The 14,041-nt window shown below is 33.6% G+C and carries 12 protein-coding genes and 3 pseudogenes; 14 read left to right on the top strand and 1 reads right to left on the bottom strand.

Annotation, left to right across the window (positions count from 1 at the left end):
- The first annotated feature begins 90 nt into the window (after positions 1 to 90).
- The 5 genes from glpK to hfq all read left to right on the top strand — a co-directional run bounded on the left by glpK (position 91) and on the right by hfq (position 6,007).
- Positions 91 to 1,590, top strand: coding sequence for a glycerol kinase GlpK (glpK, locus tag KA909_RS06580; RefSeq protein WP_193839400.1), 1,500 nt, complete (start codon positions 91 to 93; stop codon positions 1,588 to 1,590).
- A gap of 152 nt (positions 1,591 to 1,742) precedes the next feature.
- Positions 1,743 to 3,416 carry a glycerol-3-phosphate dehydrogenase/oxidase gene (locus KA909_RS06575; protein ID WP_193839399.1) on the top strand — a complete coding sequence of 558 codons (1,674 nt, stop codon included), beginning with the start codon at positions 1,743 to 1,745 and terminating at the stop codon, positions 3,414 to 3,416.
- Positions 3,417 to 3,873: 457 nt separating this feature from the next.
- Positions 3,874 to 4,797, top strand: a complete 924-nt coding sequence (locus KA909_RS06570; RefSeq protein ID WP_053029357.1) for an alpha/beta fold hydrolase — start codon at positions 3,874 to 3,876, stop codon at positions 4,795 to 4,797.
- Between the two features lie 15 nt (positions 4,798 to 4,812).
- Positions 4,813 to 5,811 carry a tRNA (adenosine(37)-N6)-dimethylallyltransferase MiaA gene (gene miaA / locus KA909_RS06565; protein WP_193839398.1) on the top strand — a complete coding sequence of 333 codons (999 nt, stop codon included), beginning with the start codon at positions 4,813 to 4,815 and terminating at the stop codon, positions 5,809 to 5,811.
- Positions 5,765 to 6,007, top strand: a complete 243-nt coding sequence (hfq, locus tag KA909_RS06560; RefSeq protein ID WP_053029359.1) for an RNA chaperone Hfq — start codon at positions 5,765 to 5,767, stop codon at positions 6,005 to 6,007. The genes miaA and hfq overlap by 47 nt, the downstream gene beginning before the upstream one ends.
- Before the next feature lie 186 nt (positions 6,008 to 6,193).
- Here the strand turns inward: hfq and KA909_RS06555 are convergent, their stop codons facing one another.
- The gene (locus KA909_RS06555) at positions 6,194 to 6,670 is read right to left on the bottom strand and encodes a glutathione peroxidase (protein ID WP_053029360.1); all 477 of its coding nucleotides are present in this window, start codon (positions 6,668 to 6,670) and stop codon (positions 6,194 to 6,196) included.
- Positions 6,671 to 6,791: 121 nt separating this feature from the next.
- Here KA909_RS06555 and hflX point away from each other — a divergent pair, with 121 nt between their 5' ends.
- The 9 genes and pseudogenes from hflX (at position 6,792) to KA909_RS06520 (ending at position 13,801) form a co-directional block, all read left to right on the top strand.
- Entirely contained in the window at positions 6,792 to 8,021 is a 1,230-nt protein-coding gene (hflX, locus tag KA909_RS06550; RefSeq protein ID WP_398577033.1) for a GTPase HflX, read from the top strand.
- Between the two features lie 16 nt (positions 8,022 to 8,037).
- Entirely contained in the window at positions 8,038 to 9,276 is a 1,239-nt protein-coding gene (locus KA909_RS06545) for a methionine gamma-lyase family protein (protein ID WP_193839397.1), read from the top strand.
- A 387-nt stretch (positions 9,277 to 9,663) separates the two neighbouring features.
- A complete protein-coding gene (locus tag KA909_RS06540) occupies positions 9,664 to 10,029 on the top strand; it encodes a MerR family transcriptional regulator (protein ID WP_053029363.1) in 366 nt (121 codons plus the stop codon).
- A 20-nt stretch (positions 10,030 to 10,049) separates the two neighbouring features.
- Positions 10,050 to 11,390: a type I glutamate--ammonia ligase gene (gene glnA / locus KA909_RS06535; RefSeq protein WP_075109051.1), complete on the top strand. Its 1,341-nt coding sequence runs from the start codon at positions 10,050 to 10,052 to the stop codon at positions 11,388 to 11,390.
- Between the two features lie 302 nt (positions 11,391 to 11,692).
- A pseudogene (locus KA909_RS06530) lies at positions 11,693 to 12,581 on the top strand (minor capsid protein); the annotation flags it as partial.
- Positions 12,582 to 12,808: 227 nt separating this feature from the next.
- A pseudogene (locus KA909_RS13755) lies at positions 12,809 to 12,871 on the top strand (phage head morphogenesis protein); the annotation flags it as partial.
- 137 nt (positions 12,872 to 13,008) lie between these two features.
- Positions 13,009 to 13,260, top strand: coding sequence for a hypothetical protein (locus tag KA909_RS06525; RefSeq protein WP_053018922.1), 252 nt, complete (start codon positions 13,009 to 13,011; stop codon positions 13,258 to 13,260).
- 79 nt (positions 13,261 to 13,339) lie between these two features.
- Positions 13,340 to 13,433, top strand: a pseudogene (locus KA909_RS13500) (hypothetical protein); the annotation flags it as partial.
- Positions 13,424 to 13,801: a DUF4355 domain-containing protein gene (locus KA909_RS06520; protein ID WP_193839395.1), complete on the top strand. Its 378-nt coding sequence runs from the start codon at positions 13,424 to 13,426 to the stop codon at positions 13,799 to 13,801. The pseudogene KA909_RS13500 and the gene KA909_RS06520, both read left to right, overlap by 10 nt.
- Positions 13,802 to 14,041 lie beyond the last annotated feature (240 nt).

The following is a 14,041-nucleotide window of genomic DNA, read 5'->3' as shown; positions in this document are numbered from 1 at the left end:
TTTGGAAAAGTGCTATAACTATAGTACACTTCCTTAATATTCAAATTCTTTAACAATTGTTTATTCATATAGCAGAAAGGGAGAAAATTTATGGAAAAATACATCATGTCGATAGACCAAGGAACAACAAGTTCAAGAGCTATCTTATTTGATAAAGAAGGCGACATCAAAGGTATTGCACAAAGAGAATTCAAACAATACTTCCCTAAATCAGGTTGGGTAGAACACGACGCTAATGAAATTTGGACTTCAGTATTAGCAGTTATGGCAGAAGTGTTAAATGAAAATGAAATTAACGCTGATCAAGTTGAGGGTATTGGTATCACAAACCAACGTGAAACGACAGTTATTTGGGATAAAAATACAGGACGTCCAATTTATCATGCAATTGTATGGCAATCTCGTCAAACACAAGCAATCTGTCATGAATTAAAAGAGCAAGGACATGAAGAAACGTTCCGTAATAAAACAGGTTTATTATTAGACCCATACTTTGCTGGAACGAAGGTGAAATGGATTCTTGATAACGTTGATGGCGCTAGAGAAAAAGCTGAAAATGGCGACTTATTATTTGGCACAATTGATACTTGGCTCGTGTGGAAATTGTCTGGTGGAGAAGCACATATTACAGATTATTCAAATGCGAGTCGTACACTAATGTATAATATTTATGATTTAAAATGGGATGAAGAACTTCTTGAATTATTAAGTGTACCTAAACAATTGTTACCAGAAGTTAAACCATCTAGTGAAATTTACGCACATACAAGAGACTATCATTTCTTTGGCCAAAAAGTACCGATTTCAGGTATCGCTGGTGACCAACAAGCTGCACTATTTGGACAAGCATGTTTCGAACGTGGAGATGTGAAAAACACGTATGGTACTGGTGGCTTTATGTTAATGAATACTGGAGAAGAACCAGTTAAATCTGAAAGTGGATTATTAACTACTATTGCGTATGGTTTAGATGGTAAAGTTAATTATGCACTTGAAGGCTCTATCTTTGTTTCAGGATCAGCAATCCAATGGTTACGTGATGGTTTAAGAATTATAAATTCAGCGCCTCAATCTGAGAACTATGCGACTCGCGTTGATTCTACTGATAATGTTTATTTCGTACCAGCATTCGTTGGATTAGGTACGCCTTACTGGGATTCAGAAGCAAGAGGTGCCATCTTCGGTTTGAGCCGTGGTACTGAAAAAGAACACTTCATTCGAGCAACATTAGAATCATTATGTTATCAAACACGTGATGTTATGGAAGCGATGTCTAAAGATTCTAAAATTGAAGTGAACAATTTACGTGTTGATGGCGGTGCAGTTAAAAATAACTTTATCATGCAATTCCAAGCAGATATTGTTAATACTGCAGTAGAGCGCCCAGTAATTCAAGAAACTACAGCATTAGGCGCTGCTTATTTAGCGGGATTAGCAGTTGGTTTCTGGGATAGTAAAGATGAAATCGCAAATAGATGGCAATTAGAAACAGAATTTACACCTCAGATGTCTGAAGAAGACAGAACTAAGTTATATAAAGGTTGGAAAAAAGCAGTTGAAGCTACTCAGGTCTTTAAATTAGAAGATTAATCTCTAAACATGGCTTAGTTTATAGAAGTGTGATATGATTAAATTAAGTTAATAAATTAGTCGAGATTTGAGAGACCTGTTTCATACAGTTTGATTCTGTATGGATAGGTCTCTCTTTTTTCACAAAAATAAAATATCGGAGGGGTATATTTATGGCTTTATCAACTTTAAATAGAGAAGTAATTAAGAAAAATTTACAAAATGAAGAATATGATGTCGTAATCATCGGAGGTGGTATCACAGGTGCAGGGATTGCGTTAGATGCGTCTCAACGTGGTATGAAAGTAGCATTAGTAGAAATGCAAGATTTTGCTCAAGGTACAAGTTCACGTTCTACTAAATTAGTTCATGGTGGATTAAGATATTTAAAACAAGCACAAATCAAAGTTGTAGCTGAAACTGGTAAAGAACGTGCGATTGTTTATGAAAATGGTCCACACGTAACGACACCAGAATGGATGTTACTACCAATGCACAAAGGTGGTACTTTCGGTAAATTCACAACAAACTTAGGTTTAACAGCATATGATCGCTTAGCCGGTGTAAAAAAATACGAACGTAAAAAAATGTTGAGTAAAAAACAAACATTAAACAAAGAACCATTAGTGAAAAAAGATGGTTTAAAAGGTGGCGGTTATTATGTTGAATACCGTACTGATGATGCACGTTTAACAATTGAAGTTATGAAACGTGCCGAAGAAAATGGTGCAGAAGTTTTAAATCATACGAAATCAACAGATTTCATTTACGATGGAAAATCTAAAGTGAGAGGTATTGAAGTTCAAGATTTACTAACTGGTGAAATGTACCAAATCAATGCTAAAAAAGTCATTAACGCTGCAGGTCCTTGGGTAGATGAAGTTCGCAAAAAAGATTACACGCGTAACAATAAACAATTACGTTTAACTAAAGGGGTTCATGTTGTCATTGATCAATCTAAATTCCCGTTAAGACAAGCGGTTTATTTCGATACTGAAAAAGATGGACGAATGATTTTTGCCATTCCACGTGAAGGTAAAGCGTATGTCGGAACAACTGATACGTTCTATGATAATGACAAAACAAAACCATTAACAACACAAGAAGATAGAGACTATCTTATTGATGCAATTAACTATATGTTCCCAGACGTAAATGTAAAAGATGAAGATATCGAATCAACTTGGGCTGGAGTTAGACCGTTAATATTAGAAGATGGAAAAGATCCTTCTGAAATTTCACGTAAAGATGAAATTTGGGAAGGTAAATCAGGTCTTTTAACGATTGCTGGTGGTAAATTAACAGGTTACCGTCACATGGCTTTAGAAATTGTCGATTTATTAGCAAAACGTTTAAAACAAGAATACAAATTAACATTTGATGATTGTAAAACGAAACATACACCGATTTCTGGTGGTGATGTAGGCGGAAGTGCAAACTTTGAAAATTACGTAGCACGTAAAGTTGAAGAAGGTAAGGCAATTGGTCTTCAAGCTGATGTTGCTGAACGTTTAGCTTCTAGATATGGTTCTAACGTTGATAAATTATTTAACATTGCACAAATAGCACAAGACAAGACATTAAATTTACCACTAGAAATGTACGTTGAATTAGTATATAGCGTTCAAAATGAAATGGTTTATAAACCAACAGATTTCTTAATTCGTAGAACAGGTAAATTGTATTTCAATATTAACCAAGTAAAACAATATAAAGATGCAGTCGTTGAAGAACTTGCTAAATTACTGAATTATACTCAAAGTCAACGAAATGAATTTACTAAAGAAATTAATATTGCGATTGAAGAAGCAACACACGGCAATGAACAACTTGCAGTTCTAAAATAAAATTTAAAATGGATGTTTTGAGAATTTAACACCTATATGCGTGTATTAAATGAAACATCAAAGTCATTAAAAATATGAATATTTAGTAACTGACTGAACTGAGCGCGTACTCAAATCAAGGTTTCTCAGTTCAAGTCATCCTTGCGGGGGTAGGACAACGATTTTAAAAAAAATCTGTTCTACTCCCGCTTTAGTGTTCCAAAAGGAAGATTATTGGCGGAGACATCTCACCTAAGGGAATTTCACTGGAAAATGTCACTAATATAGAGTGATTTTACAGGCAAAGTAAGATGGGGAGGACAACGATTTCAAGATGAATTCAGACTTGCGTCTATAAAGATGCAATTGAAGTTGTTAAAATGAGTCTAACAATTTGATAACATTAAGAAGGACAGGTATATTTAAAAGAATATAGGACATTAAGGTTAAGTAATTAATTTTGCAAGGAGGCATATGCGTGAGTCAACAATCATTCAAAATTACCGTTGAAGACGGCACTATGATAGAAGTTAAAGTAGATAAAGCGAAGATAGCAACATTTGGTGTCGTTCATATCTTTCACGGAATGGCTGAGCATATGGATCGTTATGAATCACTTGTGCAGGCATTGACGCATCAGGGATACGATGTTATACGACACAATCATCGAGGTCACGGTATCGATATAGATGAAAGTGAAAGAGGTCATTACAATGACATGCATACCATAGCCCAAGATGCTTATGAAATAGCACAAACACTCCATAGTTCAGATAGCAATATTCCATATATCATTTTAGGACATTCAATGGGTTCAATTATTGCTCGTTTGTTCGTAGAGAAATATCCAGATGTTGCACAAGGCTTAATACTTACAGGTACTGGTCAATATCCTAAATACAAAGGAATTCCAGCTATAATTGCATTAAAATTAATCACACTTATTTGTGGAAAGCGTAACCGATTAGAATGGGTGAATCAATTTGTTTATAAATCATTTAATAAGAAAATAGATCAACCTGAAACAAAGAGCGATTGGCTATCCTCTAAGCGTGATGAAATTAACAAATTTGTTAACGATGATTATACGGGTTTCTTAGTATCTAACCAATTAATCTATCAAACAGTGAAACATATGATAAGTACGGCTAATAATAAGCAACTCAAAAAAATGAACGCCCAGTTACCAATACTACTTATCTCTGGTAAGGAGGATCCATTTGGTGACTATGGCAAAGGTATACGGAAGTTGGGAAAAAAATTCAAACGTGCAGGCATCAACCATATAACAGTTCAACTTTATGCGAATAGAAGACATGAAATTTTATTTGAAGATGATAAGGAAATGATATGGACGCATATGTTTGACTGGATTCAGAAACAAGTAATAAAGAAAAATTGAAGTGAGGGATAACGATTGAACGACGTCAATAAACCATTTTTAGTGGTTATAGTCGGACCAACCGCGTCTGGTAAGACAGAATTGAGTATTGAATTAGCAAAACGCATCAATGGTGAAATCATTAGTGGGGATTCTATGCAAGTATATAAACAAATGGATATCGGTACAGCTAAGGTGACGAATGAAGAAATGGATGGCATCCCCCACTATATGATTGATATTTTAAATCCAGATGACTCATTTTCAGCGTATGATTTCAAACAACAAGCACAAAATTTGATTAAAGATATAACTACTAGGGGCAAGGTTCCTATTATAGCTGGAGGTACGGGATTATATATTCAATCATTGATTTATGATTATCCATTCGAAGATGAGACCGTTTCAAAAGAAGTTGAAAAGCAAACCAAGTCTAAATTGCAAGCATTAGAACCATTGACTAATCAAGAAGTGCATGATTATTTGGCGACATTTGATCCACAATCTGCACAAGATATACATCCCAATAATAGAAAAAGGGTGTATAGAGCGATTGAATATTACTTAAATACAAAAAAACTTATAAGTTCTCGCAAGAAAGTGCAACAATTTACAGAAAATTATGATACATTATTAATAGGGATTGAAATGTCGCGCAAAACATTATATTCAAGAATAAATAAACGTGTAGATATTATGTTGGGCCACGGATTATTTAATGAAGTGAAGAACCTAGTAGAACAGGGTTATGAATCTACTCAAAGTATGCAAGCAATTGGATATAAAGAGCTGGTACCTGTTGTAAATGGTGAGTTATCAATAGACCAAGCAGTTGAAACATTAAAACAACATTCAAGACAATATGCTAAGCGACAATTGACATGGTTCAAGAATAAATTACATGTTCAATGGTTTGATAGAGAGACAATGACACTTCAAATGATGTTAGATGAGATTACAACCCAAATAAATAAAAGGAGTTCTAAACATGATTGCAAACCACAACATCCAAGATCAAGCACTAGAGAACTTTAAAGCACAACAAACAGAAGTTACAGTTTTCTTTTTAAACGGCTTTCAAATGAAAGGTGTTATTGAAGACTTTGACAAATATGTTGTCAGCTTAGTTTCTCAAGGTAAACAACATTTGATATACAAACATGCGATCAGCACATTTACTGTGGAAACTGAAGTTACAGATTCTAATGAACCAGTAAATAGTGAAGAATAAGTTGTAATTAAAGTGCAACGTTGCAAGTTCTTAAGAGCGTAGACAACGGTCTTAATGACAGTGTGACTTGTAATAAACTCATCATATTTTAGCACTTTTGACAAATAGAGGAATGTTTGTAATATAAAAAGCTACATTATAGAGNNTATAATGTAGCTTTTTATCGTAGTTTAATTAAATGTTAATCTATAATAATTTTTCGATATCTTTTTCAATTTGAGCTGGTTTCTTTTGAGGTGAGAAACGACTCACGACGTTTCCTTCACGATCAACTAAAAATTTTGTGAAGTTCCATTTAATTTTTTCGCTTAACATACCTTTAGCTGCATCAGTTAAGAAACGGAATAAAGGATGTTGATTTTCCCCTTTGACGTCCACTTTTTCATGGATTGGGAATGTAACGCCATAGTTAATTTTACAATTTTGGTTAGCTTCAGCACCTGAACCAGGTTCTTGCCCACCAAATTGATTACATGGAAAACCTAAAATAACAAAACCTTGGTCTTTATATTTCTCATACAATGCTTGTAAACCCTCAAATTGTGGCGTGAAACCACATTCACTTGCAGTGTTAACAATTAGCATTACTTTGCCTTTGTATTCTTCTAATTTATAATCTTCACCATTAGATTTTTGTACCACAAAGTCATATATATTTTCCATAGTACCACCCTTTCAATATAAGAATAATGTAACATATTTTTAGTAGATAGTCTTTGAATACACACTGTGATAAAATATTTGAGAAACACATTAGAAGGAGATGTATAACGTGACACAGCGTATGACACACGCGACAAAGAAAAAGTTGGAAACTGCTGTATTAGTCGGTGTACATGCTCAAAATGATAATGAATTTAATTTTGATTCAACAATGGAAGAATTAAAAGCTTTATCATTAACTTGTCAGCTTGATGTTAAAGGACAGGTCACTCAAAATAGAGAACAAGTCGATCATAAGTATTACGTTGGTAAAGGTAAAATTGACGAATTAAAAGCTTTTATTGAGTTCCATGATATAGATGTCGTAGTGACCAATGATGAGTTAACTACTGCACAATCTAAAACATTAAATGATAATTTGGGCATAAAAATTATCGATAGAACACAGTTGATTTTAGAAATTTTTGCATTGAGAGCAAGTAGTCGTGAAGGTAAATTGCAAGTAGAGTTAGCGCAATTAGATTATTTATTACCAAGACTTCAGGGGCATGGTAAAAGCTTATCACGACTTGGTGGTGGCATAGGTACACGAGGTCCTGGTGAGACGAAATTAGAAATGGATAGACGTCACATTCGTACACGTATGAATGAAATTAAACATCAATTACAAACTGTAGTAGAACACAGGGAACGTTACCGTAATAAACGCGAACAAAATCAAGTCTTTCAAATTGCGCTCGTTGGTTATACGAATGCAGGTAAGTCATCGTGGTTTAATGTATTGTCAGGTGAAGAAACATTTGAGAAAGATTTACTCTTTGCGACGTTAGATCCTAAAACACGTCAAATTCAAATTAATGAAGGATTTAATTTAATTATTTCAGATACTGTTGGATTTATTCAAAAATTACCAACGACATTAATCGCTGCCTTTAAATCTACGTTAGAAGAAGCAAAAGGTGCGGATTTATTATTACATGTCGTAGATGCGAGTCATTCAGAGTACCGTTCTCAATATGATACAGTTAATCAATTAATTAATGATTTAGATATGAGTCACATACCTCAAGCAGTTATATTTAATAAGAAAGATCAATGTAGTGACAGTGATGATAGTCCAGTATCTGCATCACCATCCATTTTTGTCTCTAGTCGAGTTGAAGGGGATAAATCAAAGGTTAAGGCATTTTTAATAGCACAAGTGAAAGCCGCATTGTCTTATTATGAAGAGAAGGTTCCCAGTACAAACGCAGATAGACTTTATTTCTTGAAGCAGCATACGCTAATTGAAGAAATGAATTTTGATCCTACAAATGAGGATTATGTAATTACTGGATATAAAAAACAATAAAAGGAAGTATGTAACAATGTCAGATATTTCGTCATTGGTTAAAGACGTTGAGGAGACGTTATCACCATATTTTAAACAAATAGAAGAAATTGCGTATTTAAATCAAGAAAAAGTTTTAAATGCTTTTCATTACGTTAAAGCTACAGAAAGTGATTTAGTAGGGAGTACAGGCTATGGATATGATGATTTTGGTCGGGATCATCTAGAAGATATCTATGCCCATACGTTTAAAGCTGAAGATGCGATTGTACGCCCACAAATAATTTCAGGCACACATGCGATTACTTTAGCACTGCAAAGTACACTTAAATACGGCGATGAACTTTTATATATTACTGGAAGTCCATACGATACATTACTTGAAGTGATTGGTGTAAATGGTAATGGTATTGAAAGTTTAAAAGAACATGGAATTGAATATAATGAAGTTCCTTTGAAAGAGGGGCAAATAGATATTCAGTCCACACTTGAAGCAATTTCAGAAAAAACAAAAGTAGTAGCTATTCAACGTTCCAAAGGTTATGACCAAAGACCTTCCATCGCTATCAAAGAAATTGAGACAGCAATTCAAGCCATTAAAGCGCGATACCCTAATATTATAATCTTTGTGGATAATTGTTATGGAGAATTTGTCGAAGAACGTGAACCTATTGAAGTTGGTGCAGACTTGATAGCAGGTTCATTAATTAAGAATCCAGGTGGCGGTTTAGCTAAGATAGGTGGTTATATCGCTGGACGTAAAGACTTAATCGAACGTTGTGGCTATCGATTAACAGCGCCTGGTATTGGTAAAGAAGCGGGCGCATCATTGTATTCGTTACAAGAGATGTATCAGGGCTTCTTTCTAGCACCGCATGTAGTTAGTCAAAGCTTGAAAGGTGCATTGTTTACGAGCTTATTATTAGAAAAAATGAATATGCAAACAGTTCCTAAATATAATGTTAAACGTACGGATTTAATACAGACCGTTCAATTTGATACGAAAGAACAAATGATAGCATTTTGCCAAAGTATACAACACGCTTCACCAATCAATGCACATTTCAGCCCGGAACCAAGCTATATGCCGGGTTATGAAGATGATGTAATCATGGCTGCTGGTACTTTTGTTCAGGGGTCTTCAATTGAATTGTCTGCAGATGGACCGATAAGACCACCATATGAAGCATATGTTCAAGGTGGATTAACTTATGAACACGTTAAATTGGCTGTTACTCGTGCAGTTGCTAATTTGAAGGAACAAAACTTAATATAGATGCTTAATGGGAGTGGTTCAGAATTTTTTTAAATTCGTCGTCCGCTCCCAGATTGTTTTTCTTGTGGAATTTCTTCATGAAATTCTCTCTGATGGGGTCCCGCCCGCAAGGATGACTAGAACTGAGAAGGCGCTTAAATTAAGCTTTTCTCAGTTCAGTCAGCTACTGCGAATTTGCGAAGTAGCACCATTATATTATTTATATCACAGCTTCTTTTCTGAAAAAATATTATATAAATGAGTCTATATTAACTATTGAAAAGAGCTTGAAATTAATATTAAATATAGATTTGGATTTTTCATGTAAGAAAACCTAACATATTTTTGTAATGCGATTAAAACTATGCTAAATTTATATCAAGTTCAAAAGTAGAGGTGAGGTTATGAATGTCTAACGATAAAATCAGACGTAATATGGCCGTGTTCTCTATGAGTGTTGTTTGTAAATTAACAGAACTCACTGCAAGACAAATCCGCTACTATGAAACACATGAACTTGTCATGCCCGAGCGTACAGAAGGAAACAAGCGATTATTTTCGTTAAATGATTTAGAACGTCTTCTTGAAATTAAATCTTTGATTGAGAAAGGATTTAACCTTAAAGGGATCAAGCAAATCATAACTAATAATCAAGGGCATCTTACATCAGATGAACAAGAGATTAGAAAAAGAATGATTGTTGACGCAACGCAGAAACCACACGGTGAAGCTTTGCCAATAAATCGTGGCGATTTATCACGGTTTATTAAATAAATTTTTGGAGGATTTCTACCATGCCTAAACGTACATTTAGTAAAGACGATATTCGTAAGTTTGCAAAAGAAGAAAACGTTAGATACTTAAGATTACAATTTACAGATATCTTAGGTACAATCAAAAACGTTGAAGTACCAGTTAGCCAATTAGAAAAAGTATTAGATAACGAAATGATGTTTGATGGTTCATCAATCGAAGGTTTCGTACGTATCGAAGAATCTGACATGTATTTATGCCCGGATTTAGATACTTGGGTTATCTTCCCTTGGACTGCTGGTCAAGGTAAAGTAGCTCGTTTAATTTGTGATGTATATACGACTGATGGTGAACCATTTGCTGGTGACCCACGTAACAACTTAAAACGTGTGTTAAAAGAAATGGAAGATATGGGCTATACAGATTTCAACTTAGGGCCTGAACCTGAATTCTTCTTATTTAAATTAGACGAAAAAGGTGAACCAACATTAGAATTAAATGATAATGGTGGTTACTTCGATTTAGCACCAACAGATTTAGGTGAAAATTGCCGTCGTGACATCGTATTAGAACTTGAAGATATGGGATTCGATATCGAAGCAAGTCACCACGAAGTTGCGCCAGGACAACATGAAATAGACTTTAAATATGCAGATGCGATTACTGCTTGTGATAACATCCAAACATTTAAATTAGTTGTTAAAACAATTGCACGTAAGCATAATTTACATGCAACATTCATGCCAAAACCATTATTTGGTGTTAACGGAAGCGGAATGCACTTCAACGTATCATTATTTAAAGGTAAAGAAAATGCATTCTTCGATCCAAATGGTGAAATGCAATTAACAGAAGATGCTTATCACTTTACTGCAGGTATCTTAAATAATGCACGTGGATTCACAGCTGTTTGTAACCCATTAGTAAACTCTTATAAACGTTTAGTTCCTGGTTATGAAGCACCTTGTTATATCGCTTGGAGTGGTAAAAACCGTTCTCCATTAGTACGTGTGCCATCTTCAAGAGGCTTATCAACACGTATCGAGGTACGTTCAGTAGACCCTGCAGCTAACCCTTACATGGCATTAGCTACAATCCTACAAGCTGGTTTAGATGGAATTAAGAACAAAACTAAAGTTCCAGAACCAGTTAACCAAAATATTTATGAAATGAACCGTGAAGAACGTGAAGCTGTAGGTATCCAAGACTTACCTTCAACACTTTACACTGCTTTAAAAGCTATGCGTGAAAATGACACAGTTAAACAAGCGTTAGGTAATCACATTTACAATCAATTTATAAACTCTAAATCAATTGAATGGGATTATTACAGAACTCAAGTTTCTGAATGGGAACGCGATCAATACATGAAACAATATTAATTCGCTAAGCAAATCGGGGAAAGACTTAGTGGTATAAGGAGTTAAGGCATTTTGCCTTAGCTTCTTTTTCTTGTTGGAAAAGCTAAATTTACTTGACCATTTTTGTGAAGAAATTGAAATTGGTCAAGTTTTGGTCAAGTACACTTTAAAATACATTCTTAATATACTTCTCAAAGTTATTTTTAGCATCATCATTCATTTTTTTAGTTACATGACTATACTTTTTTTAGTAATACTTTTGAATTTTGTTTTAACCTTTTCAATCAATTTCATAGGTATATTACTAAACATTAATTTGTTATGCCCAAGCTACTTCAGAAATAGAACGCATAATTATGCTAATGTATACAGAAATAATGAGGGAACTACTCGCCTTTTATGCAAAATATGCAACGAATACTGGATTAACCATTCAAGAAGTCATGAAAAAAGCAGATGACTTTGATGTATATGCGTTTCGAAACAAAGCTAAAAAATATGTGAAGCGTAGAGATTTTAGCAATGAAGCAAACAAAGCACTTAAACTTTATAACTTGACTATGAAAGTATCTAGAGAAAAACTATTAAAGCAACAATTAGATTTGATAGTCAAAGATTCTACTTTGGATATTCAAGATAAGCTAGAAAATAAGTTAGTTGAGGCAGTGGATAGAGAAGTTGAAAGACAAGCACATATACTTGGGGAACATGTGAAAATTGATGACACTGAAGTAAAAGCGGTTGTTAACAGTAACTTTAAAGGTGTGAAATGGTCTACAAGATTATGGCAAGATATGGCTGTAGTTCAAAAAGAAGTGGAAAGAACAACGAGTAATGTGTTGCTTAGAGGTAGACATCCTAATGAGTACGTATCTGAGTTTAAAAAGCAAACTAATACCACAACATTTAATGCTAGCAGATTATTAATTACTGAATCAGCACGTGTGCAGTCTGAATCACAGAAGCTAACTTATCTAAAAGAATTGGGTGAAGATGGCGAATATAAATATGTGGCTAAAATAGACAAGAAAACATCTAAAATATGTCACTCTTTAAATGGCAAGGTATTTAAAGTTAAAGATATGATACCTGGAGTTAATGCTCCACCAATGCACCCTTGGTGCAGAAGTACTACAGTGCCCCATTTGGGAAACTGGCGGGATAAATTCTATAAAGAAAATACATATAAGTATCAGGTAGAACAAATAGAAAGAATACCAAAACCTTCAGGAGCGTTAAATGATACTAATGATCCTTATCAAAAAAAGAGAAATAAGCATGCTAATGTATATTATCAGTCAGTACGTCGAAGAAATAAGAAAATAGAAATTGATATTATTTCTAGAAATACCAAATTAAATAAAAATTTAGTGAAAAGAGCATATGAGCATCTTTTTATAAACAAATATAGTTTAGATGGTGGTATTAATAGATTTCATCCAGATTATTATATTGCTGTAAGTTGGCAGCGTTTGAGAGAAGGTAAAAATATTAAAGAGCAAGACTTGGTTCTATTACGTCATGAAGCCCTTGAACATTATTTAATGAATAAGTATAATTATAAGTATATAGACGCTCATAAAATTGTGGAAAGAAAATATGATTACTCAAGATATATTGAATAAGTAAGGTGAAACAGGTGCTTATATTAAGAAAATTATATGAAGATGAACAAATTATCAGATATGAATATGTACCACAAGATGACATTAAAAACGGTAAAGGCGAGATAGCTGTTAATAAATTAAGTTCAGAAGTAAAAGAATATAGTTTGTCTAAATTAGAAATTAAAAAAAATATTTTAACTTATAGAAATAAATCGTTTCTTGCAATCTTAGATTTTATTGAGGAAAATAAATTTCCTATTAAATATTTATATGCGTGGTATTAAAAATAGCATCATTTCTAGACTAATAAATAGAAAGTGGTGCTATTTTTATACACTTTTTTAACCTTCTACGGAAGGTTATTTTTTATGTCCAAAACGTGCTGATGACGTTATAAAAGCAAGTATGGAATGAAAAGTCGACAGACTATAAACGGAGGTATATCTCATGGAAAACAACCAAAGTAATATTACTGAAGAAACAAAAAGCAATGAGAATTTAGAAACACCTAATGAACAAACCCAACAAAATGAGAAAACATTTTCCCAAGAAGAAGTATCTCAAATGATTAAAGACCGTCTAGCTAGAGAAAGAAGAAAATCTGATGAGCGTATTAAAGACGCTATTCAAGAAGCTGAAAAACTGGCCAAGATGAATAAAGACCAAAAAAGCCAATATGAGATAGAAAAACTTTTGAAAGAGAATGAAGCATTAAAAGCTGAGAAGGCATTATCTCAAATGAGAAATGAAACGCGTTCAATGCTTAGTGAATCAGGTGTAGAAAACTTTGATGATCAAATTGTAGACATAATAGGAAAATCCTAATTTAATTGCTGAACTAAAATGCGCTTCAATATCTTGCAATAAAATTCAAATTACACTTGTGTGTTATATTATAAAATTAATATAATATAATTAAATAAAAAGTTGGTCTCAAAGTCTGAGAACTATAGACACAAGTAAGACGTATGAAATAGTTAATAATTTATAAGAAGATGAATTTTATGAGTAGAGATATGAGAAGAAAGTTAACTTTTTATATTAATGTAGTTACTTTATTGTTAG

It is taken from the genome of Staphylococcus sp. GDX8P54P, assembly GCF_017893165.1.
GTDB lineage: Bacteria > Bacillota > Bacilli > Staphylococcales > Staphylococcaceae > Staphylococcus > Staphylococcus borealis.
This window is presented reverse-complemented; position numbering and strand designations above follow the sequence as displayed.

Bases quoted from the DNA above. Each gene is read 5' to 3' on its own strand.
- hfq (WP_053029359.1), top strand. From the start codon at position 5,765: ATGATTGCAAACCACAACATCCAAGATCAAGCACTAGAGAACTTTAAA.
- KA909_RS06575 (WP_193839399.1), top strand. From the start codon at position 1,743: ATGGCTTTATCAACTTTAAATAGAGAAGTAATTAAGAAAAATTTACAA.
- KA909_RS06540 (WP_053029363.1), top strand. From the start codon at position 9,664: ATGTCTAACGATAAAATCAGACGTAATATGGCCGTGTTCTCTATGAGT.
- hflX (WP_398577033.1), top strand. From the start codon at position 6,792: ATGACACACGCGACAAAGAAAAAGTTGGAAACTGCTGTATTAGTCGGT.
- KA909_RS06545 (WP_193839397.1), top strand. From the start codon at position 8,038: ATGTCAGATATTTCGTCATTGGTTAAAGACGTTGAGGAGACGTTATCA.
- glpK (WP_193839400.1), top strand. From the start codon at position 91: ATGGAAAAATACATCATGTCGATAGACCAAGGAACAACAAGTTCAAGA.
- glnA (WP_075109051.1), top strand. From the start codon at position 10,050: ATGCCTAAACGTACATTTAGTAAAGACGATATTCGTAAGTTTGCAAAA.
- KA909_RS06555 (WP_053029360.1), bottom strand. From the start codon at position 6,670: ATGGAAAATATATATGACTTTGTGGTACAAAAATCTAATGGTGAAGAT.
- KA909_RS06520 (WP_193839395.1), top strand. From the start codon at position 13,424: ATGGAAAACAACCAAAGTAATATTACTGAAGAAACAAAAAGCAATGAG.